The 26,972-nt window shown below is 63.0% G+C and carries 25 protein-coding genes; 6 read left to right on the top strand and 19 right to left on the bottom strand.

Annotated features, from left to right (window positions below; translation table 11 throughout):
- Positions 1-43: 43 nt before the first annotated feature.
- From JQ627_RS06920 to JQ627_RS06885, 8 genes are all read right to left on the bottom strand, one after another.
- Positions 44-1,606, bottom strand: a complete 1,563-nt coding sequence (locus JQ627_RS06920) for a CopD family protein (RefSeq protein ID WP_212483399.1) — start codon at positions 1,604-1,606, stop codon at positions 44-46.
- Entirely contained in the window at positions 1,606-2,124 is a 519-nt protein-coding gene (locus tag JQ627_RS06915) for a YcnI family protein (protein ID WP_212483398.1), read from the bottom strand. The genes JQ627_RS06920 and JQ627_RS06915 overlap by 1 nt, the downstream gene beginning before the upstream one ends.
- 20 nt (positions 2,125-2,144) lie before the next feature.
- Positions 2,145-2,579: a hypothetical protein gene (locus JQ627_RS06910; protein WP_212483397.1), complete on the bottom strand. Its 435-nt coding sequence runs from the start codon at positions 2,577-2,579 to the stop codon at positions 2,145-2,147.
- The gene (locus tag JQ627_RS06905; RefSeq protein WP_212483396.1) at positions 2,579-3,100 is read right to left on the bottom strand and encodes a copper chaperone PCu(A)C; all 522 of its coding nucleotides are present in this window, start codon (positions 3,098-3,100) and stop codon (positions 2,579-2,581) included. Before JQ627_RS06905 ends, JQ627_RS06910 begins: the two co-directional genes overlap by 1 nt.
- Positions 3,101-3,128: 28 nt before the next feature.
- Positions 3,129-3,626, bottom strand: coding sequence for a TlpA disulfide reductase family protein (locus tag JQ627_RS06900; RefSeq protein ID WP_212483395.1), 498 nt, complete (start codon positions 3,624-3,626; stop codon positions 3,129-3,131).
- Positions 3,623-4,837: a sialidase family protein gene (locus JQ627_RS06895; protein ID WP_212483394.1), complete on the bottom strand. Its 1,215-nt coding sequence runs from the start codon at positions 4,835-4,837 to the stop codon at positions 3,623-3,625. The genes JQ627_RS06900 and JQ627_RS06895 overlap by 4 nt, the downstream gene beginning before the upstream one ends.
- Before the next feature lie 29 nt (positions 4,838-4,866).
- The gene (locus JQ627_RS06890; RefSeq protein WP_212484069.1) at positions 4,867-7,278 is read right to left on the bottom strand and encodes a TonB-dependent receptor; all 2,412 of its coding nucleotides are present in this window, start codon (positions 7,276-7,278) and stop codon (positions 4,867-4,869) included.
- 85 nt (positions 7,279-7,363) lie between these two features.
- A complete protein-coding gene (locus JQ627_RS06885; RefSeq protein WP_212483393.1) occupies positions 7,364-7,738 on the bottom strand; it encodes a DUF2946 domain-containing protein in 375 nt (124 codons plus the stop codon).
- Between the two features lie 482 nt (positions 7,739-8,220).
- Here JQ627_RS06885 and JQ627_RS06880 point away from each other — a divergent pair, with 482 nt between their 5' ends.
- The 5 genes from JQ627_RS06880 (at position 8,221) to JQ627_RS06860 (ending at position 13,021) form a co-directional block, all read left to right on the top strand.
- On the top strand, positions 8,221-8,625 hold the full coding sequence (locus tag JQ627_RS06880; protein ID WP_212483392.1) for a globin: 405 nt from the start codon (positions 8,221-8,223) through the stop codon (positions 8,623-8,625).
- A gap of 141 nt (positions 8,626-8,766) precedes the next feature.
- Positions 8,767-9,789, top strand: coding sequence for a sugar ABC transporter substrate-binding protein (locus JQ627_RS06875; RefSeq protein WP_028155964.1), 1,023 nt, complete (start codon positions 8,767-8,769; stop codon positions 9,787-9,789).
- A gap of 6 nt (positions 9,790-9,795) precedes the next feature.
- Positions 9,796-11,298 (top strand): sugar ABC transporter ATP-binding protein, encoded by a 1,503-nt coding sequence (locus JQ627_RS06870; protein ID WP_212483391.1) that lies wholly within the window; start codon positions 9,796-9,798, stop codon positions 11,296-11,298.
- A 12-nt stretch (positions 11,299-11,310) separates the two neighbouring features.
- The gene (locus JQ627_RS06865) at positions 11,311-12,339 is read left to right on the top strand and encodes an ABC transporter permease (protein ID WP_212483390.1); all 1,029 of its coding nucleotides are present in this window, start codon (positions 11,311-11,313) and stop codon (positions 12,337-12,339) included.
- Between the two features lie 427 nt (positions 12,340-12,766).
- The gene (locus JQ627_RS06860) at positions 12,767-13,021 is read left to right on the top strand and encodes a DUF6894 family protein (protein ID WP_312015738.1); all 255 of its coding nucleotides are present in this window, start codon (positions 12,767-12,769) and stop codon (positions 13,019-13,021) included.
- A gap of 94 nt (positions 13,022-13,115) precedes the next feature.
- On the opposite strand, the gene JQ627_RS06855 is transcribed toward JQ627_RS06860, so the two are convergent.
- From JQ627_RS06855 to JQ627_RS06840, 4 genes are all read right to left on the bottom strand, one after another.
- A complete protein-coding gene (locus tag JQ627_RS06855) occupies positions 13,116-14,996 on the bottom strand; it encodes a response regulator (protein WP_212483389.1) in 1,881 nt (626 codons plus the stop codon).
- A gap of 29 nt (positions 14,997-15,025) precedes the next feature.
- Positions 15,026-16,492, bottom strand: coding sequence for a circadian clock protein KaiC (gene kaiC, locus JQ627_RS06850; RefSeq protein ID WP_212483388.1), 1,467 nt, complete (start codon positions 16,490-16,492; stop codon positions 15,026-15,028).
- Positions 16,489-16,773 (bottom strand): circadian clock KaiB family protein, encoded by a 285-nt coding sequence (locus JQ627_RS06845; protein WP_212483387.1) that lies wholly within the window; start codon positions 16,771-16,773, stop codon positions 16,489-16,491. Before JQ627_RS06845 ends, kaiC begins: the two co-directional genes overlap by 4 nt.
- A gap of 187 nt (positions 16,774-16,960) precedes the next feature.
- Entirely contained in the window at positions 16,961-17,581 is a 621-nt protein-coding gene (locus JQ627_RS06840) for a response regulator transcription factor (protein ID WP_212483386.1), read from the bottom strand.
- Between the two features lie 836 nt (positions 17,582-18,417).
- Between JQ627_RS06840 and JQ627_RS06835 the strand changes: the two genes are divergently transcribed.
- A complete protein-coding gene (locus JQ627_RS06835) occupies positions 18,418-19,368 on the top strand; it encodes a transglycosylase SLT domain-containing protein (RefSeq protein WP_312015737.1) in 951 nt (316 codons plus the stop codon).
- A gap of 55 nt (positions 19,369-19,423) precedes the next feature.
- Here the strand turns inward: JQ627_RS06835 and JQ627_RS06830 are convergent, their stop codons facing one another.
- The 7 genes from JQ627_RS06830 to mtnK form a co-directional block, all read right to left on the bottom strand.
- Positions 19,424-19,642: a hypothetical protein gene (locus JQ627_RS06830; protein ID WP_212483385.1), complete on the bottom strand. Its 219-nt coding sequence runs from the start codon at positions 19,640-19,642 to the stop codon at positions 19,424-19,426.
- Between the two features lie 204 nt (positions 19,643-19,846).
- Positions 19,847-20,881, bottom strand: a complete 1,035-nt coding sequence (locus tag JQ627_RS06825; protein ID WP_212483384.1) for an ABC transporter ATP-binding protein — start codon at positions 20,879-20,881, stop codon at positions 19,847-19,849.
- On the bottom strand, positions 20,874-21,854 hold the full coding sequence (locus JQ627_RS06820; protein ID WP_212483383.1) for an ABC transporter ATP-binding protein: 981 nt from the start codon (positions 21,852-21,854) through the stop codon (positions 20,874-20,876). Before JQ627_RS06820 ends, JQ627_RS06825 begins: the two co-directional genes overlap by 8 nt.
- A complete protein-coding gene (locus tag JQ627_RS06815; protein ID WP_212483382.1) occupies positions 21,851-22,672 on the bottom strand; it encodes an ABC transporter permease in 822 nt (273 codons plus the stop codon). Before JQ627_RS06815 ends, JQ627_RS06820 begins: the two co-directional genes overlap by 4 nt.
- Positions 22,669-23,592: an ABC transporter permease gene (locus JQ627_RS06810; protein WP_212484066.1), complete on the bottom strand. Its 924-nt coding sequence runs from the start codon at positions 23,590-23,592 to the stop codon at positions 22,669-22,671. The genes JQ627_RS06815 and JQ627_RS06810 overlap by 4 nt, the downstream gene beginning before the upstream one ends.
- A 60-nt stretch (positions 23,593-23,652) precedes the next feature.
- Entirely contained in the window at positions 23,653-25,242 is a 1,590-nt protein-coding gene (locus JQ627_RS06805) for an ABC transporter substrate-binding protein (RefSeq protein WP_212483381.1), read from the bottom strand.
- A 409-nt stretch (positions 25,243-25,651) separates the two neighbouring features.
- Positions 25,652-26,941, bottom strand: coding sequence for an S-methyl-5-thioribose kinase (gene mtnK, locus JQ627_RS06800; RefSeq protein ID WP_212483380.1), 1,290 nt, complete (start codon positions 26,939-26,941; stop codon positions 25,652-25,654).
- Positions 26,942-26,972 lie beyond the last annotated feature (31 nt).

Here is a 26,972-nt window from a genome sequence, read left to right as displayed (position 1 = left end):
TTTCCGTTGCCTTCAGGTTCAGCATGAACTGCACCGGCGCGCCTTAAGGCGGCCCCACATCGAGCTCGTCCTCCAGCGTGACCTTCTCGAAATCGGTCACCAGCGCGTCGATCCGCACATGCCAGCGGCCGGCGAAGGGAAGCTCGACCTTGCGCACGTGCCAGTAGCCGTCCGGCCCGAGCGAGGCGCCCCGCTCCATCGGCTCGATGCCGCGCTCCGGCAGGCTCAGGGTCAGCGTCACCTCCTTCGCGATCAGCGGCGTGGCCTCGCCGGTCATGAGCTGGAGCACGAAATCGTCGACGCCGGGTTTCCCAGGAGACACCAGCACCTGGAACATCGCCTTGTCGCTGTGGATGTGGATCGCCAGCGGCGTCTCGGGAATGATCGTCCGCGGCGGTGGGGTGAAGCGCCAGCCGGCGACGACGGCAAGGATGGCGAGTGCGATCGCGCCTTCCAGCAGGATCGAGCGCTTGAGCGCGGGCGTCCCATTCTCGTCCCGGGCCAGGGCCGGTGTCAGCCTGAACCGATTGAGCGCGGCGAGCGCCAGCAATCCCGTGACCAATGCAAGCTTGATCGAGAGGATGAATCCGTAGCGGGTCTCGACCAGCGCGACCGGCTTTTCGAGCTGAACGATCGCGAGCGCGAGGCCGGTCAAGGCCAGCACGCCGACCGCCAGCGCGGCGATGCGGGAGAAGCGGTTCACGACGGGAAGCGTCGCAGTCGTCGGCTTGGACACCAGCGCCACGAGCGGCGCGAGAGCACCGATCCAGATGGTGACGCCGAGGCCATGGAGAAAGATCGCCGGCCGGGTCAACGCCTCCGGCGGGGCCGTTGCGGCGTGCCCGGTCATGGCAAGCGACAGACCGACGCCGACCAGCGCGCTGATCGCAAGAGCGCGCGCATACCATGCGCTGCGCAGCGCCATCAACGCGAGCAGCATCGCGGCAATCGCAACCAGCAACGCGGGCCCGGCGCTGGTCGCGAACGCGACCTTCCACGGGCCGGCCGTCGCGAGAGCCGCCGGCGGCAGCCCGAGGAGATCGAGGCCCAACGCGCCAACGGACGCTGTGGCGCTCGGAATGCCGATGGCGAGCGCTACGCGTGGAACGGTCATGCCCGTCGTCGACCACGCAACCCAGCGCGCGAAGAACACACCGCCGACACCGACAAACAGCCCGAGATAAAGTCCGACACGCGCAAGCCAGATCAGCCCGTTCAACCCGCGATCCGCATTGGCGGGAGGTTGCGTCCCCGTCGGCATGCCGATCGAGAAGATCACCGATCCCGCGACGGGATGGCCGTCCTGCGAGATCACGCGATAGCTCACGACCGCAGTGCCCTGCGGCAGGTCTGGCGGCATCGCGACCGAGATCGTTTCGCCCGATGCGCTGACGTGCGCGTCGTCTCGCGCCCTGCCTGCGCCGTCGATCAGCCGGATTGCGCCCGGCGTCACCGCCTCGTTGAAGCGCAGCTCCACTGCCTGCGGCGCGCTCGCGAGCATGCTGCCGCTCGCCGGCTCGACCGCGACGAGCGCCGCATGCGCCGAGGCGCCGGTCGCGAAGCCGACAACGAGAAGCAGCGTCGCAAGCGCGGCGAGCAGGCGCATCAGGGCTTTGGCAGCAGCTTCACGCCAGGCGCCGGCGACTTGCCCTCATGCGAATGCCCTGCCCCATCAGCCGGAATTTCGATCCACCGGCTTACGCCGGTCTCGCATTCCTGGACGACGGGGAAATACAAGGTCGTGTTCGGCTTAAGGCTGCTCGTCAAGAAGCTTCTGATGACGAACTCGTCGTAATTGTGATCCGGCAGCTTGCCGCCGGACCAGGCCACCTCCTTGACGCCGGAGGCAAGCTTGTTGCCGTGATAGTCGTATTCATTGGCGTACTTGCCTTCGACGACATCGACGCTCCAGCCCGCCTTGGGCATCGGCTTCACCGCGATCACACCTTCCGGAATCTGCACCCTGATCTTCACCGTGGGCGAACCCGCGCAGCCGTGCGGCACGGCGAAGACGGCCTTGTAGTAGGAACCAACCGTCGCCTGCTTGGTCTCGAGCGTGATATGTGCCCATGCCGGTGACGCGGCCAGCGCGGCGATCAGGAACAGGCAGGACTTCTTCGACATGTTTTTCCCCTTCGACAACGTCATTTAATCAGGATCGGCGATTCCACGCTGACATGATCGGCCTCGGAGATCGAAATTCCGAGACCCAGCATCCAGCGTCCGGGCGTCAATTGCGCGACCTTCACGTGCCAGCTGTCCTCGCCGTCGCGCGAGGCCTCGACCGGTGCGAGCTTCCTGCCAGACTGCGTGTCTACGAGGGTCACCGACACAGCCTTCGCCGTGAGCGGCGTCTCGTCCGTCGTTTCAAGCTGGATGGCGATCTCGACCGGGCCGGCGCGGCCCGGCGAGACCGTGACATTGGCCATCGCCTTCTCGGTGTGCAGATGCGTGAAGAAGCTGTCGTCGTCCGTCGCCGCCGCAAGCGGTGTCGCGGCAACCGACAGCAACGCAGCCATCGCGAGCGCAAGGCCTGTGAGGGATCGACGCGAGATCATCGGAGACTTGATCTGCTTCATCACATCTTCATTCCCGAATGATCCGGCATTTTCTTCATCATGTGCCCGCCGTCGCCGGGCGCCTGCGCACCGACGCCCTGGACGTCGAGGGAGACGGCGACCTTGCCGGCCTTCTCGAACTCCAGCGTCACCGGCACCTTGTCACCCTGCTTGAACGGCCCCTTCAGCTCCTGGAGCATCAGATGATTGCCGCCGGGCGCGAGCTTTACGGTCTTGCCGGCATCGATCACGAGCCCCTTGTCGAGCGGACGCATCTTCATCACACCGTTGTCCATCGCCATCTCATGGACCTCGGTCTTCCCCGCGATATCGGCGGAAACGCTGACCAGCTTGTCGGCCGTCGTTCCCTTGTTCTCGATAGTGAGATAGCCGCCGGCGACCTTGGCGCCGCCCGGCGTCGCCCGGCTCCAGGCCTGCGAGATGACGAGATCGCCAGCCTTGACGTCGTCGGCCGCCGCCGGTGCCGCGCAGAGCGCAAGAGCGAACGCCGCGAGCATCACATCTTTCAACATTGTCTTCATATCAGTCTTCCCGTTTGCAGATTGAATTTCATTGCGTGCCGAGCTGTTGGCCCGACCATTTCTCGAGATCGGCCATCTCGGCCGAGCCCTCGATCGTCGTGACGGTGCCGTCGCGAGAGATCAGCATGGTCCGGGGAATGTCGCCCTGCCAGGCGGGATCGATCTCGAACCTCAAACGCTCGACAAAACCATCATTGAAGATGAAGTTCTCGGTCGACGACAGCCCCGCCTTGTCAAGCATCGACTGCGTTGCCGCGGGCAGGTTCGGCACGAGATCGGCGCTGATCGTGACCACGTCGATCCCGGGATGGTCCTTCGCAAACTGCCCGAGCAGCGGCAGCTCGACCTTGCAGGGCCCGCAGGTCACGCCCCAGAAATGCACGAGCGTGGGGCGGCCGGCGTGGCCCTTCAGCAGGCTTTGCCAGGTACCGCGCTCGAATGGCTTGAGAGCCGGCGCCGCGCCGAGCCCGGCCGCTGACGCGATCAGGATACCCAGACCTAGAATGCCTGCAAATCGACGTCTCATGGCTGGTCCTCGATTGCGGTGAGCCGATAGCCATCCGCTTTCGTCATCCATGACAAATAGACCTGTCGGCCATTGGAAACGAGCAAGGGATGATCGGATGAGTCGGTCGTACTCGATATCGTCTTCGGCGGCGACCAGCTCTCGCCGTCGTCGCGGGAAATCATCATCTGGACCGAGGTCTTCTCGCCGTCGAACTCCTTCCAGACCATCACCGTTCCCGCCGCGCCCTCAAGCACGTAAGGACGCGTCGGATTGCGGCCTGGCGCGCCCAGCGGCATGGGCGGGGAGAAGGTGCGGCCTTCGTCGCGCGAGTGGGCGTAGAACAGTCCCTTGTGCGCCTTGCCGTTCGTGTACCAGGCGACGTGATAGGTCCCGTTCGGCGCAACGGTGAGGCTCGGTCCATGGTGCGGGCAGGCATTGATCTGCCAGTCGTCGCTGCTGACGCGATGGATTTCGCCGGGCGTCGCGACGTCGGTGAAGGTCATGACCGCATGATCGCGCACACCGCCGTCAAAAATGTTCCTGAAGATCACGGCCGGCCGTCCGGGCGCCGCGAATGTCAGCCCCAACCGGCAGCATTCGCAAGTGCCTTCGCGCGCCAGCTTTGCTTCTGCGTAGGTGGTGCCGCCGTCGCTGGACGAGGTGAAGAACAGCCCCGCTCCCTCGTACTTCTGTCCCGCCTCCATCGCAAAAACGCGATTGCGCTTGTCCAGCCACGCTGCAAACACCGTTCCATCCTCATCGAGCGCCAGCGCCTCGAAACGCTGGCTCTCGTTGCTGGCGGTGATCGGCTTCAGCTCTGCAAAGCTCTTTCCGCCATCGGCCGAGCGCGTGTAGAGCACCTGACCGTTGAAGGCCTCATCCCTGAAGATCGAGAATGCGAGCGCGATGCCGCCCTTGCGGTCGACCACGATCTTGGGCCGGGCGTCCGGCCCCCAATCAAGGTTCAGCCGCTTGGTCGTGACCTGGGTGGGCGCCGAGAAGCTGCGCCCCGCATCCGGCGAGCTCGCAACCGAGACCTGCCCGCCCGCCATCCAGGCCAGCCACAGCGTTCCGTCCGGTCCGAATGCGGGCGTCACCTTGGTAGCGCAGCGCAGCGTCGGCTCCTCGCACGCCGCTTCCGAGGCATGCTGATGATGGCTCATTTGCGCATGCGCTGCGTCTTGGTAAAGCGAGAGGACGAGCGTCGTGAGCAGGCTCATTCGCAGCATGGCTTTCCCCCTCCTGCAGTGTTGCTCGATCATTTGAACGCCAGCCTCATTCCGGCGAAGAACGCGCGCGGCGAGCCGGCGTAGATCGAATTGGTCGTATTCGCCAAAGCGATCGCTCCGTCCTGGATGCCCGTGCCTTGCACCGTATTCGCAATATTGTTCGCCGAAGCCACATAGGTCCGGTCAAACACGTTCCTGACTTCAAAATAGACGTTCAGTGACTTGAAGTGGTCGGACTGGAGGTCCGTCTTGTAGTGTACGTCGAGATTGACCAGTTCGTAACCGGGCGCCTTCAAGAGATTGGCGTTGTCCATCCAGAAGGAATCCTTCCACTGCACTTCGACGAACGCGCCGAGGCCGGCAAGGGACCCCGAAAACTCGTCATAGCCAAGTCGCGCGGTTAACTCGTTCGGCGAGATCCCGGGAATCTTGTTGCCCGCGCGATTGAAGCTGAAGACCGTTCCACCGACGCCGGGGCTTCTGAGGTTTTCCGTGTATTCGGTGTAGAATTGATCGAGATAGGTATACGCCGCCGTGAATCGCCAGCCTGGAAGGAACTTCCAGTCAGCGGCAAGCTCGACACCGCGATGCTCGGATCGTGGCGCGTTGAACATGAAGCTGACGCCGGCCACCTGTGTCGCCTGGCTCACCAGTTCGTTACGGAAAAACTCGTAGAAGCCGGTCGCACTGAGTTTGAGCGCGGTGTTTGGAGTCCAATCGAAGCCAAGATCGTAGCCGAGATTCTTTTGCGTCTGGAGCTGGGTGTTATTGCCGGCTGTGCCGTTCGAAACGATGAACAGGTTGGTGACCTGCGGTGTTCCGTAGCCCGTCGCGACGCGGCCGCGAAACTGCCACTCGGGGTTCAATTTGTAGACCAGCGCCAGTTCGGGAGCCGTATTCTGGAATTGCCGGTCAGTCGCGGTGAGATTCGTCGTCGTTATGCCTGCGGCTCCCGTGTAAGTGTATGCCGTATTTAGTCCCTTCAGAATGGTGGTTTCCCATCCGATCCCGGCAACAGCGGTCAGTTGCGGCGTCAGCTTGAGTTCCTCGCGCGCACGCACGCCGTAATTCGAGGTGTCGCTGAACGTATTGCTCTGGAGCCTACCCAGCGTCGCGTTACCACCCGGCATCACGAATCTCGTGTCGCTCGATGCCGTCAGAGTGTTGTAAAAGCCACCGAAATAGGTGGTCGAATCCATCCCGAAGATTTCACCGCGCTTGGTTATGTCGCTCATGTAACTGTACGACGGAAAGTCGCCGATGGCGCTGGTGCCACCCGTGGGCTGACTGATGTTGCGGTCGTCGAAAACAAACTGATTTCGCCATGTCGTCGTATTGTCGAAATCGTGCTCCCAACGCCCGCCGACAATGGTCCGGCGGTCGTTGCGACCAAGCCCCGCTTGCAGCGCCGTTTCCCTGTCGGTCCCCGCGACTGTGTTGAAGCCGTTATTGTTGAGCAGAACCGTCGCGCATCCCGGTGCGGCGGTAGCCCCGGTCGCGCAACCCTGCTGGAAAGGGTTTTGATAGAACTGGTTCAGCGAGGAGCGGATCGGAAGGCGGGTATCAAGATTGTTGTTGATGAACTTGACGGTAAAGCGATCATCAGGCGTGGCCTGCAGCGTGCCGAGAAAATTGACCGTTTGGGTATTGTACCAGCTATTGCCGATGAAGCCGTCGCCGCGGGCGTCGCTCGCAAACAGCGAGCCCTCGAAATTGCCGACCTTCTTGCCGTAGGTAAAGTAATTGTTGAGGTAGCCAAAACTCCCGCCATCGACGCCATATTCGGCGCCATCGATCGAGCCGCCCGGGCGGGTGCGGAAATTGAGCGCGCCGCCGGTGGCATAGTTGCCGTAGAGCGCCGACGACGGGCCGCGGATCACATCGATCGCACTGTAGGCCCGCGGATCGATCAGGTCACTGCGGGACAGCCCGTCCGGTTGCGTGACCGGGAAGCCGTCGTCGAAGATCACGAGATTGCGGATGCCGAAGCCGTTGCGGGCGTTGGAGCCGCGGATCGAGATGCCGATATCGCGGGGTCCGTTGCCCTGCTTCACCGATATGCCGGGGCTCTCGCGCAGCACGTCGGCCACGGTAACCGCCGGCCGGTTGTCGAACTGACTGCGATAGATGGTCGTCTCGGTCTGGCCGGTTGGCGCCTGATTGAGACCGGCTCGCGCCGCGCTGGCCGTCACGGCCCGGTTTAGGGTCGATGCGCTGACGCCCACACTCGGCGTAACGGGCCTCGCGGCGCGGCCCGCGGCAGCGGATCGCGGCTTCGAGGGCCGGGTGACCGGTTTGGCACGAGCGGCCTGCGGCGCCTCGACGGTCACCGGGGGAAGCACCGTATTGCTGCTCTGGGCAAAGGCTCCGCTCGACGACGCAAGCAGCGCGGCCTGAACCGCGACGACGCTCACGCCATGGCGGGCATGACAACGTAACATTGGGCATTCCTGACGCCGGGCTTTCTCTCCGGCCATTCGACAGCATCAATCGCCTGCGGACGGACCGCGGCAATTACGAGGGTCGTCAGGAAAAGTGTGGCGGTGCGCGTGCCTGCGCGCTGGTACCCTTATGGATCGCGACGGCGGATACATCCGCCGCATGCCACACCACGCGCTCGGCGTGGCGGAAGGGACTAGCGAGCGCAACGTGCGGCGGCGAATCGAGCGATGCGCCCGCCTGCGCCAGGCAACACAGCGCACACGCAGCGCCATGTGCGGTCGGCGTACCGGTCTGGTCGTTCAGACCGCCCTGCTCGCTCGCGCTGTGGCAGATAACGCCGGCAGACAACGGATCGGCCACTGCCTGGCCGGCCGCCAGACAGGCGGCAATAGGCGCCAGCACCTGCATCGCCAAAGCGAGCAGGACCAGGGGTAGGAATTTTTGCAGCCGTGCGCGCATCCGCCGAACCATTCGTTCGCCCACGAACTAAACACCTCGCCGTCGGCCGAGTCGAGGTCAGTTCCGCAGGCTTCTTGGCCCAGCGCAAATTTCTCGAAAAACTGTGGTCGGGCCGCCCCACCGAGGGAGAGTCCGGCATTTGAGGCAGTCCGGCAACCTTACCCCATCCACAGATTTCTTATATTTGTCATATGCTTACACGGAAAACAGCCCGATCATTTCGTCAACTGCTCTAATTTTGAACAATCGTTGCCGAAAATGATGACAAGTGAGAAAAGTTGATCTAGCATCCCTCTTGCTCAGGCCTGACCGCGAGGTCGAAGTCTGGTGGTCCAAGTCTCGGGAGGAGCCCCTGGCGCGCAAAACGCAGCGTCGCCCCGTCAATCAAGAGCAAATCTTAGAATCGGGGATAATAGGGTCGACACAATTTTCGAGCGGGGCTAGGGCCCCGCTCTTTTTTTGCCCGCATGGCTTCGATGCCGATGAGCGCTCCCTCTAATCCAATCGAAAACAGCTTCGAACTCGCCGCGTTGCGCTGCGCGGATCTCACGCCGCGCGTTTACCAACGGCTTTTCGAACGTCATCCCGAAACGCAGACCATGTTCCGCTCGCAGGGTAGCGAGCTCGTGATGGGATCGATGCTTGCGCTGACGATCGAGGCGGTCCTCGACTTTGCCGGGGAGCGTCGTGGGCATTTCAGGCTGATCGCCTGCGAGGTCGCCTCGCACGACGGCTACGGCACGCCGCGCGAGCTGTTCATCGCCTTCTTCGCCGTCATCAGGGATACGCTGCGCGATCTGCTCGGCGACGAATGGTCGCCGGAAATCGCGCGGGCCTGGGACCAGCTGCTCGTCGAGATCTACGCCTTCGCCGCCATTCAGGCCTGACGCTTTGCGCTGCACCAACACGGGCTGCGGCGATCTCGCGGTCGATTGCAGATTGAGTGGCAACAACTCTTGTGAGAGACTTTCGGACATCGGTCGCGCAATCAATGACGCGCCGACGATAGAATTTCATGGGAGCGAGCGATGTCCGGGACGAAAGATTTCTCGACGACGAGGCGCGATCTTCTTCAGGCGGCAGCGACCGCCGGCGCCGCAACTGCCCTTCTCGGCAGCATGGGCATTAACCCCGCATTGGCAGCCGAAGTCGGACGATCCGAAAAGCCGCTGAAGGCGGCCTTCTCCAATGCGGGCCTCCAGGCCACTTGGTGCGCCCAGGGCAAGCAGGCGGCGGAATTCTGGGGCAAGCTGTTCAATGTCGAGGTCACCTGGTTCGACGGCCAGCTCGACGCGGTGAAGCAGCGCGCCGCGATCGACAACATGGCCTCGCAAAAGTGGGACTTCGTCGCGATCCAGGCTTTCGGCATCGGCACCCTCACCCAGCCCGTGCAGAAGATGATCGACGCCGGCACGCCCGTGATCGACATGGACACGCTGATCGCGCCGCTCGACCAGATCAACGTCCACTCCTTCCTTGCCCCCGACAACGAGTTCATGGGCGCCTCGGTGACGCAGGCGCTGTGCAACGCCATGGGCGGCAAAGGCAAGATCATCATGACGCAAGGCGCGCTCGGCCATACCGGGGCGCAGGGCCGGGCGAAAGGCTTCAACACCGTCGTCAAGCAGTTCCCGAACATCGAGGTGCTCGACACCCAGCCTGCCGACTGGGACGTCTCCAAGACCGCGCGCCTCTGGGAAACCTATCTGACCAAATATCCGCAGATCGACGCGGCGTTCTTCCACAATGACGACATGGCGCTCGCTGCCGCCAACATCATGAAGGCGCGCAATCGCACCAACATCCTGATCGGCGGCGTCGACGCGATGCCACCGGCGATCCAGGCGGTGAGCGAAGGCCGCATGTTCGCGACCGTGCGCAATCCCTCCTGCCGCATCCATGGCGGCGCGATCATCGCGGGCGTTTCCGCCGTGGTCGGCGGCGAGAAGAGCGGACAGGGGATTCCCAAGAACGTCGTCACCGACGGCCCGGTCGTGACTAAGGCCAATGCCGCCGGGATGCAGTGGATGCAGGATCACTTCCTGATCTGAGCCTTCATGCGAGAGGATCGTTCGCCCATCCTGGAACTGCTGGGCATCACGAAGAGCTTCGGCGGCGTCGAAGCGCTTCGTGGCGTCGATTTCGCGCTCTCACCCGGCGAGATCCACGGTCTCGTCGGCGAGAACGGCGCCGGAAAAAGCACGCTGATGAAGATCATCGCCGGCGTGCACAGCGAATTCTCCGGCCGCTTCCTGATCGACGGGAAGGAGACGCATTTCCGCTCCGCCCGCGATGCGCACGCGGCCGGAATCGCCATGGTGCATCAGGAGCTCTCCGTCGCGCCCGATCTCACGGTCGCCGAGAACGTGTTCCTGGGCAACCAGCCGACCAACCGGTTCGGCCTCGTGCAATGGCGGCGCATGGCGCGCGAGGCCGGCGAGCAGCTCGCCCGCTTCGGCATCGACGTCGATCCGATGTCCAGGCTCGGCGACCTCCCGATCGGGCTGCAGCAGCTGATCGAGATCGCCCGCGTGCTGTTCTCCGGCGCCCGCATCGTCATTCTGGACGAGCCGACCTCCGCTCTCTCCCCGCCCGAGGTCGAGCGGCTGTTCGCGACGCTGCGGCGGCTGCGCGAGGAAGGCACTGCAATCGTCTTCATCTCGCATTTCATCGAGGACATCCTGCTTGTGTCCGACACGGTGACCGTGTTCCGCAACGGGCGGAAGGTCGCCGAGACTGCCTCGGCTGCGACCAGCAAGGGCGCGCTGATCGAGGCCATGATCGGCCGCGGCGGCGAAGCGCTCGAGCACAGCTACACCGATGACCTCATGCTGCCACGGCCGAGCGACAGCTCCGTGGTACTGAAGGTCGACCAATTGTCACTGGCCCGCAGCCTGAAGGACATCTCCTTCGAGGCGCGCGCCGGCGAGGTGCTCGGCATCTACGGTTTCATGGGCTGCGGCCAGCAGGAACTGTCGCGCATCCTGTTCGGCAAGCTGAAGCCGGACGGCGGCACGCTCGCCGTCGACGGCACGCCAAAGACTTTCGCCAGCACGGCGGCAGCACGGCGCGCCGGCGTGGCGCTGGTGCCGGAGAGCCGGCGCGACATGCTGTTTCACCAGGAGCCAGTCTACAAGAACATCTCGATCAGCATTCTCGACCGCATCTCGTCGCTGCTGCTCAAGCCGGCGCAGGAGCGCGATATCGCGAGGCGCCAGGTCGAGCAGCTCCAGATCCGGCCGCCGGTGGTCGGCCTCGATCTCGGCATGCTCTCCGGCGGCAATCAGCAGAAGGTCGCGCTGGCAAAATGGCTGACCTATCCGCCGAAGCTGCTGGTGCTGTGCGAGCCGACCCGGGGCATGGATGTCGGCGCCAAGAACGACGTCATCAACATCGTCCGCGATCTCCGCGCCAAGGGGCTCGCGGTCATCGTGCTGTCGACCGAGCCGGAAACGGTGCTGTCGCTGGCCGACCGCATCCTCGTGCTCAAGCGCGGCGCATTGGTGCGGGAATTCAAGAACGAGCCGGTCAGCAAGGACCGCCTGCTGGAAGCGGCGTGACGGAGAAGCACCATGGCGAGCAGTGAGACGGCTTTGGCGGCGGGGCAGCGGCCGCGGGGCCTTGCGCCCTTCCTGCGCTCGCAGATGCGCAACATCGCGCCGTTCCTCACCCTGATCTTCCTGTCCGCCTTCTTCGCCTTCGCCAGCCCCTCCTTCGCGACGCTGGACAATCTCGGCAACATCCTGACCCAGGTGTCGGTCACCGGCATCATCGCCGTCGGCCTCACCTTCGTGATCCTCTGTGCGGAAATCGACCTCTCGATCGCCGGCATCGCCAACGTCACGGGCATCGCGGTCGCCTACTTCACGCTGCAGGAATCCTACGTCAACATCGCCAACATCCCCCTGCCCGGCGCTGCCGCGATCCTGCTTGCCATCGCGCTCTGTGCCCTGCTCGGCCTCGTCAACGCGCTGGGACTGACGGTGATCGGCATCCCCTCCTTCATCATGACGCTGGCGATGATGCAGATCGCCGCCGGTATCTCGGCGCTGCTGGTACGCGGCCAGATCGCCTACAAGGTGCCCAGCCTGATCACGACACTGGGCTCCGGCTCGATCGGCGGCATCCCCTGGATCGTGATCGTTGCCGCCATCATGCTGCTCGGCGGCCATCTGGTGCTGACCTACACGCGCTTCGGCCGCTACGTCTACATGGTCGGCGGCAACCGCGAGGCCGCCGAATATTCCGGCCTCAACGTCAAGCTCATCCTCGGTGCGGTCATGGTGATCTCGGCGGTCTGCTCGGGCATCGGCGGCATGCTGGGAGTAGCCCATTTCGGCAGCGCGCAGCAGAACGAGTTCGACACCTACCTGCTCGACTCCATTGCCGCCGTCGTCGTCGGCGGCACCAGCCTGTTCGGTGGCCGCGGCGGCATCGGCAACACCATCGTCGGCCTGTTCGTGCTCGGCGTGCTCAACAATGGCCTCGACCACGTCAACATCGACAGCTTCCTGAAGATCCTGATCCGCGGCCTGATCCTGCTGGCGGCGCTGATCATCAATGTCTATGCGCAGCGGCTGAGGGAAAAAGCGGCTGAGTAGGCAGCCCTCAAAACAAAAAACGCGAAAACAACCCCATGCACAGTACAAATCATTGAAGAATTTAGCGCGTAGCGGTTTGAGCACGCGCTTCACTGGCGTTTGACACGTCGGGCAAAACAGGAGCACGATGTCATCATTGCCCACTTCGCTTGAGAGCGCGGTGAAATCGCGCCAGGGGTTGGAACCGCATGAGGCTTAGTGGCTTCGTTGACCTTTCCCTGATAGCAATAGAGCGATCACCGACAACGCGTTCAGTGGGTATCGGTGGCTGAGAGAGATCCGAAACCGCCTGGCCACCCGCCGAGCCAATGCCCGCGGTGCGATGGAACACCACGCTTCTATCTGACGCTTCCAGACATTCCCAGAGGAACCGTGGTGCTCGTTTATCGCTGTCGCAAATGCAGCGAATTGATCTGGGACGACTAACATGACGGGCATGACAAGATATTATTTCGACGTGCGCGACGGCGATACCCTGGCCATTGACGAAGAGGGTATGGAATTGCGTGATCTCGCAGCTGTGCAGGCCGAAGCTGCAGAGTCGTTTGCCGATGTGGTTCGCGATACTGCACGGGACGCGGTGAACGGCGGCGCCGCAATTCGGATGGCCATCGAGGTGCGCGACGACAAAGGCAGCCTTCTACAAGTCGGATATACGTTTAAGAATAACCGGCTGGATTGAGGCTGTTGTTCTGCTCACGCCATGGTCCCTCATGACCGCCGGTCCAGCGCCGGCCAATGCGTGTTACCACCTGAGCAGCTCGAGCCTGATCAACTCACATTGGAGGGGAAATCCTCACGCCGGCTCTTCCGAGGGCAGCCGTCAAACGGTCAAGGTCGAACGGCTTCGTCAGCAATTGAACTCCTTTGGCGACGGAAAAGCGTTTTCGGACATCGTCGTCCGCGTAGCCGGTTGCCAGCACGACCGGAAGGTTGGGATACAGGGCGCGTAATTCCGTGACCAGTTCATCTCCGGGCCTGTCCGGCAACCCCAGGTCAACGATAGCACCCACGAGATCGTCGATCCCTGAGCGCGCCTTTTTCGCGGCCTCCCCGAAACTCGCAGCCGCATCCACCGAGAACCCGGCTTCTGCAAGCATGTCCGTGACGAGCAAGTTCAGGAGAAATTCATCTTCGACCAGAAGGACACGGCCAGGTCCTGGACGCCCGCCGTCGAGCAATCCGCGAACCCGGTTGCCAAGTGCGGCGAAGGAGAATGGCTTGCTGAGCAGCTCGATTTCCGGATCGAGCCGTCCTTCGCGGATCAAAACGTCGCCGGCGTAGGCCGTCGTGATCAGGATCTTCAATTCAGGATGCAGGGCCCGTGCACGACCCGCGAGCATCTTGCCGTTAATGCGGCCGGGAAGGCCGAGGTCGGTGAACAGCAGATCGAATGTCGTCGCTCCTTGCAGCAACCGGAGCGCCGCGTCTGCGTCAGCGGCCTCAACTACGGTGTAGCCGAGCTCGCGCAGGTTACCCACGGTGATGGCGCGGACATCCTCGTCGTCTTCAACTGCGAGGACGGTTTCGCCGCTGCGCGCCCGCGGGATGGTCTTGAGCTCTACACTCGGCTCGACCTGCGGCTTCTGATCCGAACCTGTCGCCGCTTTGGGCAGGTAGATATCAACCGTGGTCCCGACGTTGACCTCGCTGCGAAGCCTGAGATAACCCCCGCTCTGTTTGGCAAAGCCGTAGACTTGGCTCAACCCGAGACCTGTCCCTCGCGCAGCGCCCTTTGTCGTAAAGAACGGCTCCAATACCCGGTTGAGGACATCGGCCGTCATACCTTCTCCCGTATCGGCGACCGAGATCCTGACGTGGGGCCCCGCCTTGCCGCCGCCGTCCTCGGCGTCGTCACGTGCGAAATCGATGTTCTCAGTCGTGATCACGAGTTCGCCGCCGTCCGGCATTGCATCACGCGCATTGACCGCCAGATTGAGGATCGCCGCCTCGAGTTCCGTCGGATCGACCTCCACGGCCCACAGCTCGCTCGGAATTTCCGCGCGCACCGCGATCCTCTCGTCGAATGTTCGCTGTAGCAAATCCGACATGCTGGCGAGCAAGTCGGACAGATCGACTTGACGAAACTCGAGGGGTTTACGCCTCGCGAAAGCGAGCAGTTTGCTGGTCAGAAGCACCGCCTGCTGGGCACCGCGCGTAGCGTTGTCGAGCAACGACGCGAGTTCGCTGCCTTCCCATTCGATTCGGCGCTTTGCGCTCTCCAGACTGCCCAGAACCACCGCCAGCAGATTGTTGAAGTCGTGCGCGATGCCCGCGGTCAGACGCCCGATCGCCTCCATCTTGGCGGCGTGTCGCGTGCGGTCCTCCATGGCGCGGCGCTCGGATACGTCGCGCACGCTGGCGAGACGCGCCCGTTGGCCGTCCCAGCTGGTTTCCACGGTCCGGATCTCCGCATCCACCAATCCGCCTCCGGGCTGGTGGATTGCAATCTCGCTCATCTCGTCGACCACGATCGGCACCCCGATCGGAGATCCGATCAACGCGCGAGACGGCTGTCCGAACAGGCGTTCCGCTGCCGGATTGGCGAACAACACGAGTCCTGCTTCATCAACGACGATAATTCCGTCGGCGTTCTTTTCGATCAGGAACTGAAAATCCGGCTGCTCGACCATTGAGCCGATCTCGTTGTCCGTCATGGAAATTCCAGCTGCCGTCCGTGCGGATCTCATTCTCTGAACACGTTCGGTGCTTCCTTGAAGGGGTCGCCTAGATGCATACCGGAACCGTCAATGGAAAATCGCCGGATCTCCTTGGCGTGCTCGCTGCCGCGCATCTTCAGCACCATCAAGCCGCGGTGCATGATTTCCTGCTCCTGAATATAGCGCAGCAGGATTATGGAATCCGTCATCGTGGAGATGTGCTGCTCGCTCGCACTCTCGCCTCCGAGCAGCGACTTGCTCGTCGCCGTACAAAGGCCCGCGATCTCTCGCTTCTTGATAAAGGAGGTCAAGCTGATCAGGAACTCGCGGAAGCCGGTCTCCGGAGCGATCCGCTCCAGCGCCGAGAGGCTATCCACCGCAATCCGGTTGGGCTGGAATTCATCGACCATTCCCTGGATGGTCAGCAAATGATCAGGCAGCCCCTGCGCCTCAGGGTAAAGACTGACCACCTTAAGCCTGCCTTCGGCCTCCATGCGAGCGAAATCAGCTCCCCAGCCGCTGGCGTTGCGGAAGAGCTGGCCGCGACTCTCCTCGTAGCCAAACATCAGGACCTTCTCACCAGCCTCAACGCCGCCAGATACGAAATTGGTCACAAGGAGCGTCTTGCCCGTACCCGTTGCTCCGCTGACAAGCGTGACGCTGTCGCGGAAGAAGCCTCCCCCGCACATCTCGTCGATATCGGCATTGCCGCTCGTCACGCGTACAGTGCTCGAGTGCTGCTCCAAGCGAAGCGACGACAGCGGGATCGCCACCATGCCGCGGCCGCCGAGCAGTGTAAACGGCGCCTCACCCTCGACATGATGGCTGCCGCGCATCTTCAGAACCTCGATCGTACGACGGCGCTTTTCGCGATAGAGAACGTTTCGCAGAATCACGACGTTGTCCGCAACAAACTCCTCCAGCCGATGGCGCGTGATCTCACCGTACTCGCTGTTCCGCTCCGCCGTCATCAACACGGTAAGCCCCGACTTCTTGAGCGCAGTGCTGATGTGAAACAATTCACGACGCAGGATCTTGGGATCACCGATGAAGTGATCGAACAGCTGCGTCAGCGAATCCAGCACGACCCGCTGGGCATTGACGCTTCTGGCGGCATGTTGAATTCGCGACAGCAGTCCCGCAAGGTCGAAGTCTCCGATGACAAGCTCATCATTCGGCGGCGGACTCGCATCGACAAATGCAAGGCGGCCATTCTTTCTCCATTTTGCCAGATTCCAGCCGAAGCCACTCATATTGGTCTCGATGTCGGCAGGCGGCTCTTCGAACGTTACCAGCACGCCATTCTCGTCGAAGTGCGTAATGCCGTGAGCGAGAAATTGGGTGGCGAACACGGTTTTTCCGCTGCCGGGCGTCCCGCCGACCACCGTGGATCGCGCCCGCGGCAAGCCGCCCATGACAAGTTCATCAAAGGCTTCGACGCCGGTCTTGACTCGCTCCAGGACGCCAGAGATCTCTACTTCCTCAGCAGTCATACCTCGTCCTTTTCGTCGATCCCGAGAAATTCAAGAACCCGCGCCGTGTCGCTGAGATCACCGACGATGCGCCGGGTGCGCGCCGCATCTTCGTAGGAGAGCGTGGGTGTGGCGATAATTCTGGCGCTTTCGGCGAGCTCTGGGCTCTCCAGAACGTCGACGATCTCGACGTCCCATCCGCGGGAACCGAGCGAGACGCGCAAGCGTTCAAGATTTTGCTGAGCCCGGCGCGAACTGGCCGAATTTCCGGCGACATAGAGTCGGAGCAAGCGAACGGCCACGGAGACATTGCCTCATCTTTTGACCGCCCGCCCTATGGCGATGCGCCTTCGCGACGCTGCAGCATTCGAACTACGGATGCTCCCAGCGAATCCAACGAGCCATAGCAGGGAACAACAAGCAATGCCTTGGCGCAAGAGAGCTAGAACTACTAGACGACTGGTAGGTCCCTCATCGCGGCGGCGCCGCTTATCGGTGTCCTCGCCGCGTGCTGCGCAGGCTCTCAACAGTAATGCCACGCTTCCTCGCCCACAGAATTGCGGCGCTGCGCCGATGGACGCCGATCTTCCGATAAAGCGAGGAGATGTGGTTGCGCACGGTGTTTTGCGACAAATTCAGCTGAGCGCTCATCTCGATATCGCTCCTGCCCTGGCAGATCAGTCCGAGAGTCTCCTTCTCGCGCACAGTGAGAACATCAAGATCCTGAGCCTTCGTATCGGACGCCGCGAAGCTCAGCGTCTTGATCCGATCGATGATGCTGCGAGCAAAAGACGTCGTGTCCGCCAGCACCGCTTCAATCGCGGCCTCGCGTTCGGCAGGTTCGCGTTCCTGCACGACGCAAACTGGAGTTGGCACACCTTTGATATTCACCGTTTCGGCGGACATGAAGCAGTCAATCGCACGCGCGTCTTCGTTGCGAAGCGGCAAGTCGAGCTGCTTCACCTCGCCGTCGAGACTCCGCCGGGCGGTGCTGTCCATTCCCACCACCTGGCCGTCGACATCAACGAATATGATCCCACCTCGCGCGGCAGAAATGGCCTGCTCCAACGGTCCGCTTTCACGCGCGTCATCGCTCACCACCTGGTCCATCGCTGGCCCCCTGTGTTGCTTGAACTGTCGGTTCTGATCGGGTCGCCTTGTCAACGTGGAAGGGGACGATCTGGTTCCTTGCGACCAAGTCCTTGGTAGTTATCGACTACCTTCGGGAACCGCCCCTTTCTCCCACCGCCCGGCAGGATGGCCCGGATCAAATGAACATGTGCTGCACCCCGGCGCCTGGTCAGGGTTAGATGCGGTCTCGAGCCGCTTCGGCGGCCCGCTCATCGCCAAGCACTGATACGCGACACTGACCAAGCGCGATTGATCAAGCCCCGGCGTCGTCCGGTTTTTTTCTTTCTCTCGATTTGATTGCTCCCGCTCGTCGGAGTCACGAGTTCGCGCGGTCGACAATCCGAATCTTAAAAACGAGTAGGGTAGCAGCTTCAATTGGCGGGCTCGCTGCGTGCCGAATGGTACGCAGCGCGGACAGCAGGTGTGTCAGCGCGGCGTCGCCGTCGGCGACGGGCGCCGGTCTCGATGCGCTGACGCACGAAGATGCCTTGTTTAGCGATAGTTGGGCGATATGGCGCCTGTCCTGTTCCTCGGCAGGAGGCGCATCACGACCGCAACTTCCAATTGAGGCAATCTTGGCGACGCGGCCGAGACTGGCCGCACCTGCGCCACAGGTGCGCCCCATTGTCATCCCCTCGCCTCCTTAATCTGCGTGCCAAGTCGGGGACATGAATGGGGGGACCGCGGCCGCGCGGCTGGCGACATTGAAGATTTGGCAAGCAAGCTGTATTGCCGGCGCGCTGACAGCGGCTTCGCTTGCCGCGATTGGTCAGATCGCGGTACCGCGCGCAAGCATCGCAACGCCGAATGCAAGAGTGGCTGATGCATTCAGCGGCATCCCGCTGAATGTGACGAAGGTCCTGACAAATGCCGGCGCCGCGTTTCCGGCCCCGACCATCGAGAAGAAATTCGATACAGGATTATCGGCTAATGCGATCGTTGCGGCGGGATTCAGTGCCGCGGCGCCGGACTCGGTGCCGCCGTCCGATGTAACCACTTCGCAAGGGCCAATGTTGCAGGTCGCCAGCCTTGAGGCGGAGTTGCCCGAGAACTCGGCAACGCTTCAGCAGGACCGTCCGCCCGTTGCTTCGCCCAATCCAGGCGAAGGCAAACCGTCGTATCTCAAATACTACGTCTACTCGGAAATTCCGCCGCCGGAGAAACCCGCGAAGATCGCCTTGTCGGCGTTGAGCCGCGTTCCGCTCGGAACGCCCGTCCAGGAGATCGAACGTGCAGCCGAAGCGTTCGGTGTCGATGTCAATTTCATGAAAGCGGTCGCCAAAATCGAATCCGATTTCAATCCCAAGCAACGCACCGGCTCCTATATCGGCCTGTTCCAGCTGAGCAAGTTTGAGTTCAACAAATACGGATCGGGCGACATCCTCAATCCTCGCGACAACGCTATGGGTGCCGCCTACAAGTTTCTCAGCGAGGCTGCGCTATTCGAAATATTGACGCAGAAGAAGCCGACCTTTTCCGACCTTTACCTGATCCACCAGCAGGGCTGGGAAGGAGCCGCCCAACACATCAGCCGTCCGCAGCGAATTGCCTGGAAGTCGATGTGCGCAACCAAGGAGGGCTCGGCGAAGGGCGAGCGATGGTGCAAGCGCGCTATCTGGGGCAACACGCTGCCTGCGGTCAAACGCGAATGGAAGTCGGTCGATAGTCTCACCTCGGGTGCGTTCGTGGCGATGTGGCGGGACCGCGTCGACACGCTCTATGCCCGCTATCCTGTGCTAACTGCGGCGGCCGAACGCTCGAGATAGAACAGCTCGCGACTGCCCAGACATTGGCGCGAGGCTTCTTTCCCGCGCTTTGTGTTTAGGACCACGGCGGCTCTTCGCTCTTCCCGACCGCCTCGTGGTGGGTCGTGACACCCGCCGAACGCAAGCCGGTCAGCAATACGGTTCTCACAGAGGCCGGATCGAATCCAATCTCCTTGGCGTTTGGTGGATGTGCTTCGCTGCCCTTCAATCGGAGCGCCAGGTGCAGTTGCTCGCAAAGGTGCTGAACGACGAGATTGACCTGATCGTCAGTCATGATCTGCCTTTCCTGCTACATTTTGCTATTCAATCAGGTAGCACAGATGAAAATAGGGCGATATGCGATTGGGCCGCCCCAAGGATCAAGCCCACACGATTGTCCATGGGCGGGCTCCAAAATCGTTCGCCTATCGGGGCAGACCGGAAGTGACTAGCGGGGCACTAGAACGACGCTTTTGACCCACAACGGTCGCCCTCGATCCTAGGGATGCCCTCCGGTCAAGGCCAACGCCCTCCGACCGGCAATCTCATCAGCTCGCCAACACCTCACTGCGTGGCCGTCGGGACGCGTTTCAAGCGACGGACCGGGCTCGCGGCGACACATCTCCTCCGCGTAACGACAGCGCGGGCTGAATGCACATCCCTCCGGCGGATTGAGCGGGTTGGGCAGATCGCCCCCTGTCGTAGCCAACGGTGCATGGTGCAGCGGATCGGGAATGGCGGCGATCAGGGCTTGCGTGTACGGGTGCGCCGGCCGCTCGAAAATCTCGCGCCAGCCGCCGTTCTCGACGATGCGGCCGAGATACATGACGGCAACCCTGTCGCTCATATGTTCGACGACGCCGAGGTCGTGGCTGATCATGATGTAGGAGAGGCCGAGTGTTTCCTTCAATTCCAGCAGCAGATTGATGATCTGGGCGCGGATCGAGACGTCCAGCGCCGACACGGGCTCGTCGCAGATGACGATTTTTGGATTGAGGATCAGTGCGCGCGCAATGCCGATGCGCTGGCGCTGGCCGCCGGAGAATTCGTGCGGGTAGCGGTCGGCCTGTTCAGGCCGCAGGCCGACATGCCGCAGCATGGTCGCAACGCGGTCCTCGATCTCGCTTTTGGCGGTCACGCCATGCACCCGCAATGGATCTTCGAGCGTACGACGCACGGTCTGGCGCGGATTGAGCGAGGCGTAGGGATCCTGAAAGACGATCTGCACGGTGCGGGCCAACGCCTTGCGATTGCCGGATTGCCTGTTCGTCACCACCTGCCCGTCCAGCACGATGCGGCCGCGCGTCGGCGTCAGAAGACCCAGGATCGACAATGCGACCGTCGACTTGCCCGAGCCGGACTCGCCGACGAGGCCGAGGCATTCGCCGCGCTTCAGGGTGAGATCGACACCGTCGACCGCACGGAGCACCCGCCGGCCGCGGCCGAGCAGGCCGCCGCCCATCGGGAAATGAACCGCGAGGTCCTCGACGCTGAGGATGAGATCGTCGTCCGGCCTGCTCTGCGGTTCATGCATGGTGATGACACCTGACCAGACCGCCTGCCCCCAGCAAATCCGTCTGCGGCGCCGTGGTCCGGCAAATATCCGTCGCCTGCGCGCAGCGCGGATTGAACCGGCAGCCATCGGGGAAACTCGTGATGGCCGGGACGACGCCCGCGATCTCCTTGAGCCTGGTCCGCCCAAGCGCAGCGCGACTGCCCAGCCGCGGCAGCGAGGCAACCAGGCCCTGCGTATAGGGGTGCGAGGGCGCCCGGAAGATATCGGCCGAGCCGCGCTCCTCGACGATGCGGCCGGCATACATGACGGCGACGCGGCGGCAGACATTGGCAACCAGCCCGAGATCGTGGCTGATCATCAAAATCGCCGTTCCCCTCTCGGCGCACAGATTCCGCATCAGCTCGATGATTTCGGCCTGCACGGTCACGTCGAGCGCGGTCGTCGGCTCGTCGGCGATCAGGAGATCCGGACCGCAGGCGAGCGCGATGGCGATCATCACGCGTTGGCGCATGCCGCCGGAAAGCTGGTGCGGATAATCCCTCACGCGCCGCTCGGGCGCGGGGACGCGGACACTGGCCAGCGCCTCAACCGCCAACTGGTTGGCTTCCCGCCAACTCTTGCCCTTGTGCAGCACGAACATCTCGGCGATCTGCCGGCCCACGGGCGAGACGGGGTTCAGCGCCGTCATCGGCTCCTGGAAAATCATGGCGATGCGATTGCCGCGCAGGTCCCGCTGCTTGGCGGCGGAAAGGTGCTGGATCTCCCGCCCGTCAAATCGGATGAGGCCACCGCCGATCGACAAGGGCTGTCGCAACAGGCCGATCAAAGCGAGCGCCGTGATGCTCTTGCCGCAGCCGGATTCGCCGACAAGGCCGAACGTCTCGCCGCGATCGATGCGGAATGAAATGCCCTCGGCCGCCGCGACGCGCCGCGATCCGTCGTCGAGATCGATGCGCAGATCCTCGACCTCGATCAGCGGCGCGCCGGTCATGCCCGCCGGCTCCGCGATTGGGGATCGAGAATGTCGCGCAGGCCATCGCCAAGCAGATTGAGGCCGAGCACTGTCAGGAAGATCGCAAGGCCCGGAAACACCGAGAGCCACGGCGCCGTCGTGATCTGGTCGCGGGCATCCGACAGCATGCTGCCCCAACTCGGAAACGGCGGACGGACGCCGAGGCCGAGGAACGACAAGGCGGCTTCGGACAGGACCGCGCTGCCCATGCCGAGCGTACCGATGACGACGATAGGTCCGAGCATGTTCGGCAGCAGCTGCGTGACCATGATGCGCAGATCGCCGTAGCCGAGCACCGTCGCCGCCTGCACATAGCCCTGGCTCCTGAGCGACAGCGCCGAGGCCCGTGCGATCCGGCACGTAAAGGACCAGTTGGTCAGACCGAGTGCGATCAAAAGGCTCGTCAGGCCGGGCCCAAGCACCGCCATGATGGCGAGCGCAAAGATCAGCGAGGGGATCGCGAGCATCAGATTGGTCAGCCCGTTGACGAAATCGTCCCACCAGCCGCCCCAATAGCCCGCGCTCAAGCCGAGCGCGACGCCGATGACGCTGTTGATCAGCTGCGAGACGATGCCGACGGTCAGCGAGACGCGGGCGCCGTAGACGACGCGGGAATAGATATCGCGGCCCTGGTCGTCGGTGCCGAACCACCAGGTCCAGCTCGGAGGCTCCTCCGCGTTCATGAGGTTGGCGTCGAGGACGGGATCGGTGTGCGCCAGCCAGGGGGCGAGCAGGCCGACCAGGATCGCAAGCGCGAACAGCGCGCCGCCGATGATGAGATTGGCGCGGAGCTTCATGCGTATCTGATCCTGGGATCGATCACGCCGTAGAGCACGTCGATCAGCAGATTGATCGCGAGAAAGGCCAGCACCACCACGAGAATGGAGCCCTGGACCGCCGGAATGTCGCGCTGCAGGACGCTGTCGACCAGCAGCGATCCGATGCCCGGCCACGAGAACAATTTTTCGACGACGACCGCCTGCCCCATCAGCCCGCCGAACTGCAGGCCGACGGTGGTGAGAATGATGACGAGCGCATTGCGCATCACATGCCACTTCACGACCCTGGTCTCGCTCATGCCCTTGGAGCGTGCGGTGCGAACGAAATCAGCCGTCATGATTTCCAGGACCGCGGCACGCGTCGTCCGGGCAAATAACGCCATCGGCGAGACGCCGAGCGTCACGGCCGGCAGGAGCAGATATTTCAGTCCTCCATCGCCATAACCGAAACTCGGCAGCCAGCCGAGCTTCAATGCAAACAGATACATCAGCACCAGTCCGAGCCAGAATTTGGCGATGGAAAGGCCCGACACCGCCACGACCATGGCAAGCGTATCGACGATGCCGCCGGGTCGCAGCGCTGCGATGAAGCCCAGGGGAACACCGATCACGATGGCGAATGCCATGGCCGCGAAAATGAGCTGCAGCGTTGGCCAAGCCCGTTTGGCGATCATGGTGGTGACAGGCTCGCGGGTCCGGAACGAGGTCCCGAAATCGCCGGTCGTGAGCTTGGCGATGTAGGCACCGAAGCGCACATAGACGGGATCGTCGAGGCCGAGCTGCTTCTTCATGCGCAGCTCGACCTGGGGATCGCTGTCATCGCTCATGGAGGATACGATGCTGCCGGGAACGACGCTGAACAGCACGAAGACCAGCAGCACGACGGCGAGCACGGTCGGAATGGTCTGCAGGAGGCGACGGAACAGGAACGAGAGCATCGGCACTTTTCCTCTCTCCCTCCACCACTCGTTGCGATGGAGGGAGCGCGAGAGCGCGTGTCACTTCGCGGGCGAGGCCTCGTCGACCCAGAGGTCTTCGACGTTCTGATGGGTCAGCTCCGTCGCGTTCAGCTGAACGCCCTTGAGCCACGGCTGCACGGCCATGACCGCCTTGTTGTAGTTGAAGAACCAGACGGGCGCTTCTTCGTAGAGCAACGCATTGGCCTTCTGCAGCAGCTCGGTGCGCTTGGCGGCATCGTCGGCCTGCCCTGCCGCGTCGATCAGCTTGTCGAAGTCCGGGTTCTTGTAGTTCATGTAATTGCAGGCCGGCTGCGGCGTCGACGAGTGGAAGCATTTGAGGGCGGCCTGGGGGTCCGGCCCCGTCGCCTGGGAATAGATGAAGGCCTGGTAGTCGCCGCTGCGAACCACCTCCGCCAGCACGGCAGTCTCGACCTGCTTGACCTTCGCCTTGATGCCGACCTTGTCCAGCATCGGGATGACGGCCGAGACGATCGGCAAGCCCCAGCTTTCATTCTGGCTGGTGGTCCATTCAAACTCGAAGCCCTGGGGATAGCCGGCGTCAGCGAGCAGCTGCTTGGCCTTGGCGGGATCGTAGGCGTAGGGCTTCATCGCCTTGTCGTAGGCGGGCGAGGTCAGCGGCAGCCAGCTGGTGGCGCGATAGGCCTTGCCCTTGACCAGCTTGTTGATGATGAGGTCGGTATCGATCGCGTAGTTGATCGCCTGCCGGACGCGCTTGTCGGCAAACGGCTTGAACGAGGGATTCATGCCCATATAGCGCGTGAAGACCTCGGCGACCTCGACGATGGTGCCCTTGAGGCCGGCGTCGGACTGATAGGCGACATACTGCGCAGGCCCCAGCACCGAGGTGTCGATTTCCTTGTTGCGGAAGGCGACATCGCGCGCCGCGGCCTCGCCCATGATCGACACGATGACCTTGTCGGCGTAGGGCTTGCCGGGCTTGTAGAACCGGTCCCACCGCTCCAGCACGATGCGCGATCCCGGCACGTGCTCGACGAACTTGAACGGCCCGAGACCGATCGGCTTCTGGATGAAGCTCTCCTTGGCGGCCTCGTCGGCGGGATAGATCGAGGTCAGCGCGGTGAAGAAATAGAAGCCCGGATCGACCTTCTCGGTCAGCTTCATCTCGAGGGTGAAGTCGTCGATCTTCTTGAGGCCGGAGATCTCCTTGGCCTGGCCCTTCTCGACCGCGGCCGCGCCCTCGATCACGCGGACAAAGCGCGCGCCGGGATAGGCCTTGGTACCGTCCATGATGCGGTTGTAGGACCAGATCACGTCGTCGGCGGTCATCTTGCGGCCGTTATGGAAATAAGCGTCGTCGCGCAGCTTGAAGGTGTGAACGAGGCCTCCGCCGGAGACGACGTCCTCCTTGGCAAGCTCCAGGACCGGCTTGCCCTCCGCGGAATTCCAGATGTAGAGCGAGCGATGCAGGGCCTTGGCGTAGATCTCGTCCTGGGCGCGCTGGGTCGTGTGAATGTCCAAACTTGTGAAACTTGAACCATAAGGCGCCGTCATGCGGATGGTTCCGCCCTTGCGCGGGGTCTGAGCCTCCGCCGCGGCGGCGAGCGCCAGCCCCAAACCAGCAACGATCGCCACTACCCTGAACATCATGGTCCCTCCGACAATGCAGGCGCGTTCCGACAAGAGATTTGATCATTCGTCGCCTGTCGAAAGCAAGCTTCGTTTTTGATGGTGGCGATGCCGGTTCCGGAAGGCGGCCCTTCGACGAGGACCTCGGGGGGACAGGTCGCATCCCCAGCGACACAGGCCGCCGATTGACGCGGTGCGTCATCGAGCGACCAGGAACAGTGAACATTCTTCGTGATCAACGCGACCAAGCTCTGGATCGTTATCTGAGCCGCAAGGATCGCGTAAAGAATGAACCGCCGAACGCTAGGTGTTTTGATCGCCGGCGGACTGGTCGCCGCCACGGCCGTGCTGGCGATCCCCGTCACGCCGGACCCTGCCCGCGACCGGGACGATCCCTCACCCCGTCACGGCGAGCGCTTTCGCGGCGTCCTCAGCTTGTCAATTCCGGCGGCCAATCCCGCAGTTTTCGCGCAGCGCCCGTGACGTCAGAGATCGTCCGAAACGCCGCCGCCTCCACCATCATCGCGCGCGCAAGCCGCACCGCGCGGGCCTCGCTGATGGCGCGTTTGCGCGGATCTTCGATCAGCTCGAAATCGATGTTGTGGGCGAGGCCGAAGATGCGGCGGATGGTTTTTGCAGCCGCGAAGCCGATCGTGTCGGTGAAGAGACGCTGCGTGTAGGCCTGCCGCTCGGTCTCGAGGCGCGCGGCGCCCTTGTCGCCGGCGAAGAGTGAGGCGGGATAGGCATCACCCGCCGCGCCGGCGCGCCAGAGGTCGACGAATTTTCGGGCGAACTCGCTCCAGACCTTTTCAACCGCCTCCAGCACCCAGCCCTCGAACGCCTGCCGCTCGCCCGGCGTGCGCTCGTGGCCGGCCGAGGCGAAATAGGCCATCAGCAGATTGGCCAGCACAGCGCCGACATCGAACCCCATCGGGCCGTAGAACGCGAATTCCGGGTCGATCACACGCGTCTGGCTGTCGGTGACCATGATCGAGCCGGTGTGGAGATCGCCATGCAGCAGCGCCTCGGGGCCAGCCATGAACTTCAGCTTCAGCCGGGAGATGGCGACGTGCAGCTCCATGTCGTCGCGCAAGGACGCGGCCAGGCCGTCGAGATACGGCGCGGTCCAGCGGTTCTGCTCGGCGATGCGGTAGGGATCGGTGAAGATCAGATCCTCGGTGATCTTGCACAGCGCATGGTTGCCGGCAAAGGCCGCGATGGCTTCCTTCTTCTCGGCGGCCGAGAGCGCGAGGTCGGAGGTGAAGAACAGCGTCCGCGCCATGAAGGTGGTGATGTCGTCCACGAAATGCGGATATTGCGTCGCAGCGACCATCCCCTTGCGCATGATGATGTGGGGCTCGAGCAGCTCCATCACCGTCAGCGCCAGGGTCTCGTTGTGGTGCAGCAGGGCCGGCACGAGGCCGGGCGCGAGCTGGGCCTGCCTCGCCAGGGCAAGATACTCGTAGTGGGCCCGCGACAGCGGCAGCGGCCAGCTCTCGCCGACGAGGCGGACATAGGGCAGCGCCTGCTTTACGGCGACGCCGCCGCGCGCGCCCTTGACGATGAAGACAAGGTTGAGATTGCCGTCGCCGACCTCGGTGACCCCCCAGGCAGCTGGCCCGCCGCCCAGAAGCGCCTTCAGGTCGGCCACGCTTGCGAGATAGTCCCGCAAGGCCGCCTCATGCAGAATCCGATAGTCCCCTGCCCGGTCCCCGGTCATGACGATCCCATCCCATGCTTGGCATGGCCGG

Origin of the sequence: Bradyrhizobium liaoningense, from assembly GCF_018130785.1 — a bacterium.
GTDB lineage: Bacteria > Pseudomonadota > Alphaproteobacteria > Rhizobiales > Xanthobacteraceae > Bradyrhizobium > Bradyrhizobium liaoningense_A.
The sequence above is the reverse complement of the archived record's forward strand: the minus strand, read 5'-3'. Positions and strand labels throughout refer to the sequence as shown.

Bases quoted from the DNA above. Each gene is read 5' to 3' on its own strand.
- JQ627_RS06920 (WP_212483399.1), bottom strand. From the start codon at position 1,606: ATGCGCCTGCTCGCCGCGCTTGCGACGCTGCTTCTCGTTGTCGGCTTC.
- kaiC (WP_212483388.1), bottom strand. From the start codon at position 16,492: ATGACTGCTGAGGAAGTAGAGATCTCTGGCGTCCTGGAGCGAGTCAAG.
- JQ627_RS06870 (WP_212483391.1), top strand. From the start codon at position 9,796: ATGCGAGAGGATCGTTCGCCCATCCTGGAACTGCTGGGCATCACGAAG.
- JQ627_RS06880 (WP_212483392.1), top strand. From the start codon at position 8,221: ATGAGCGCTCCCTCTAATCCAATCGAAAACAGCTTCGAACTCGCCGCG.
- JQ627_RS06900 (WP_212483395.1), bottom strand. From the start codon at position 3,626: ATGAGACGTCGATTTGCAGGCATTCTAGGTCTGGGTATCCTGATCGCG.
- JQ627_RS06910 (WP_212483397.1), bottom strand. From the start codon at position 2,579: ATGAAGCAGATCAAGTCTCCGATGATCTCGCGTCGATCCCTCACAGGC.
- JQ627_RS06905 (WP_212483396.1), bottom strand. From the start codon at position 3,100: ATGAAGACAATGTTGAAAGATGTGATGCTCGCGGCGTTCGCTCTTGCG.
- JQ627_RS06810 (WP_212484066.1), bottom strand. From the start codon at position 23,592: ATGCTCTCGTTCCTGTTCCGTCGCCTCCTGCAGACCATTCCGACCGTG.
- JQ627_RS06825 (WP_212483384.1), bottom strand. From the start codon at position 20,881: ATGCATGAACCGCAGAGCAGGCCGGACGACGATCTCATCCTCAGCGTC.
- JQ627_RS06855 (WP_212483389.1), bottom strand. From the start codon at position 14,996: ATGACGGACAACGAGATCGGCTCAATGGTCGAGCAGCCGGATTTTCAG.
- JQ627_RS06860 (WP_312015738.1), top strand. From the start codon at position 12,767: ATGACGGGCATGACAAGATATTATTTCGACGTGCGCGACGGCGATACC.
- JQ627_RS06815 (WP_212483382.1), bottom strand. From the start codon at position 22,672: ATGAAGCTCCGCGCCAATCTCATCATCGGCGGCGCGCTGTTCGCGCTT.
- mtnK (WP_212483380.1), bottom strand. From the start codon at position 26,941: ATGACCGGGGACCGGGCAGGGGACTATCGGATTCTGCATGAGGCGGCC.
- JQ627_RS06805 (WP_212483381.1), bottom strand. From the start codon at position 25,242: ATGATGTTCAGGGTAGTGGCGATCGTTGCTGGTTTGGGGCTGGCGCTC.
- JQ627_RS06875 (WP_028155964.1), top strand. From the start codon at position 8,767: ATGTCCGGGACGAAAGATTTCTCGACGACGAGGCGCGATCTTCTTCAG.
- JQ627_RS06885 (WP_212483393.1), bottom strand. From the start codon at position 7,738: ATGCGCGCACGGCTGCAAAAATTCCTACCCCTGGTCCTGCTCGCTTTG.
- JQ627_RS06915 (WP_212483398.1), bottom strand. From the start codon at position 2,124: ATGTCGAAGAAGTCCTGCCTGTTCCTGATCGCCGCGCTGGCCGCGTCA.
- JQ627_RS06895 (WP_212483394.1), bottom strand. From the start codon at position 4,837: ATGCTGCGAATGAGCCTGCTCACGACGCTCGTCCTCTCGCTTTACCAA.
- JQ627_RS06890 (WP_212484069.1), bottom strand. From the start codon at position 7,278: ATGTTACGTTGTCATGCCCGCCATGGCGTGAGCGTCGTCGCGGTTCAG.
- JQ627_RS06820 (WP_212483383.1), bottom strand. From the start codon at position 21,854: ATGACCGGCGCGCCGCTGATCGAGGTCGAGGATCTGCGCATCGATCTC.
- JQ627_RS06865 (WP_212483390.1), top strand. From the start codon at position 11,311: ATGGCGAGCAGTGAGACGGCTTTGGCGGCGGGGCAGCGGCCGCGGGGC.
- JQ627_RS06840 (WP_212483386.1), bottom strand. From the start codon at position 17,581: ATGGACCAGGTGGTGAGCGATGACGCGCGTGAAAGCGGACCGTTGGAG.
- JQ627_RS06830 (WP_212483385.1), bottom strand. From the start codon at position 19,642: ATGACTGACGATCAGGTCAATCTCGTCGTTCAGCACCTTTGCGAGCAA.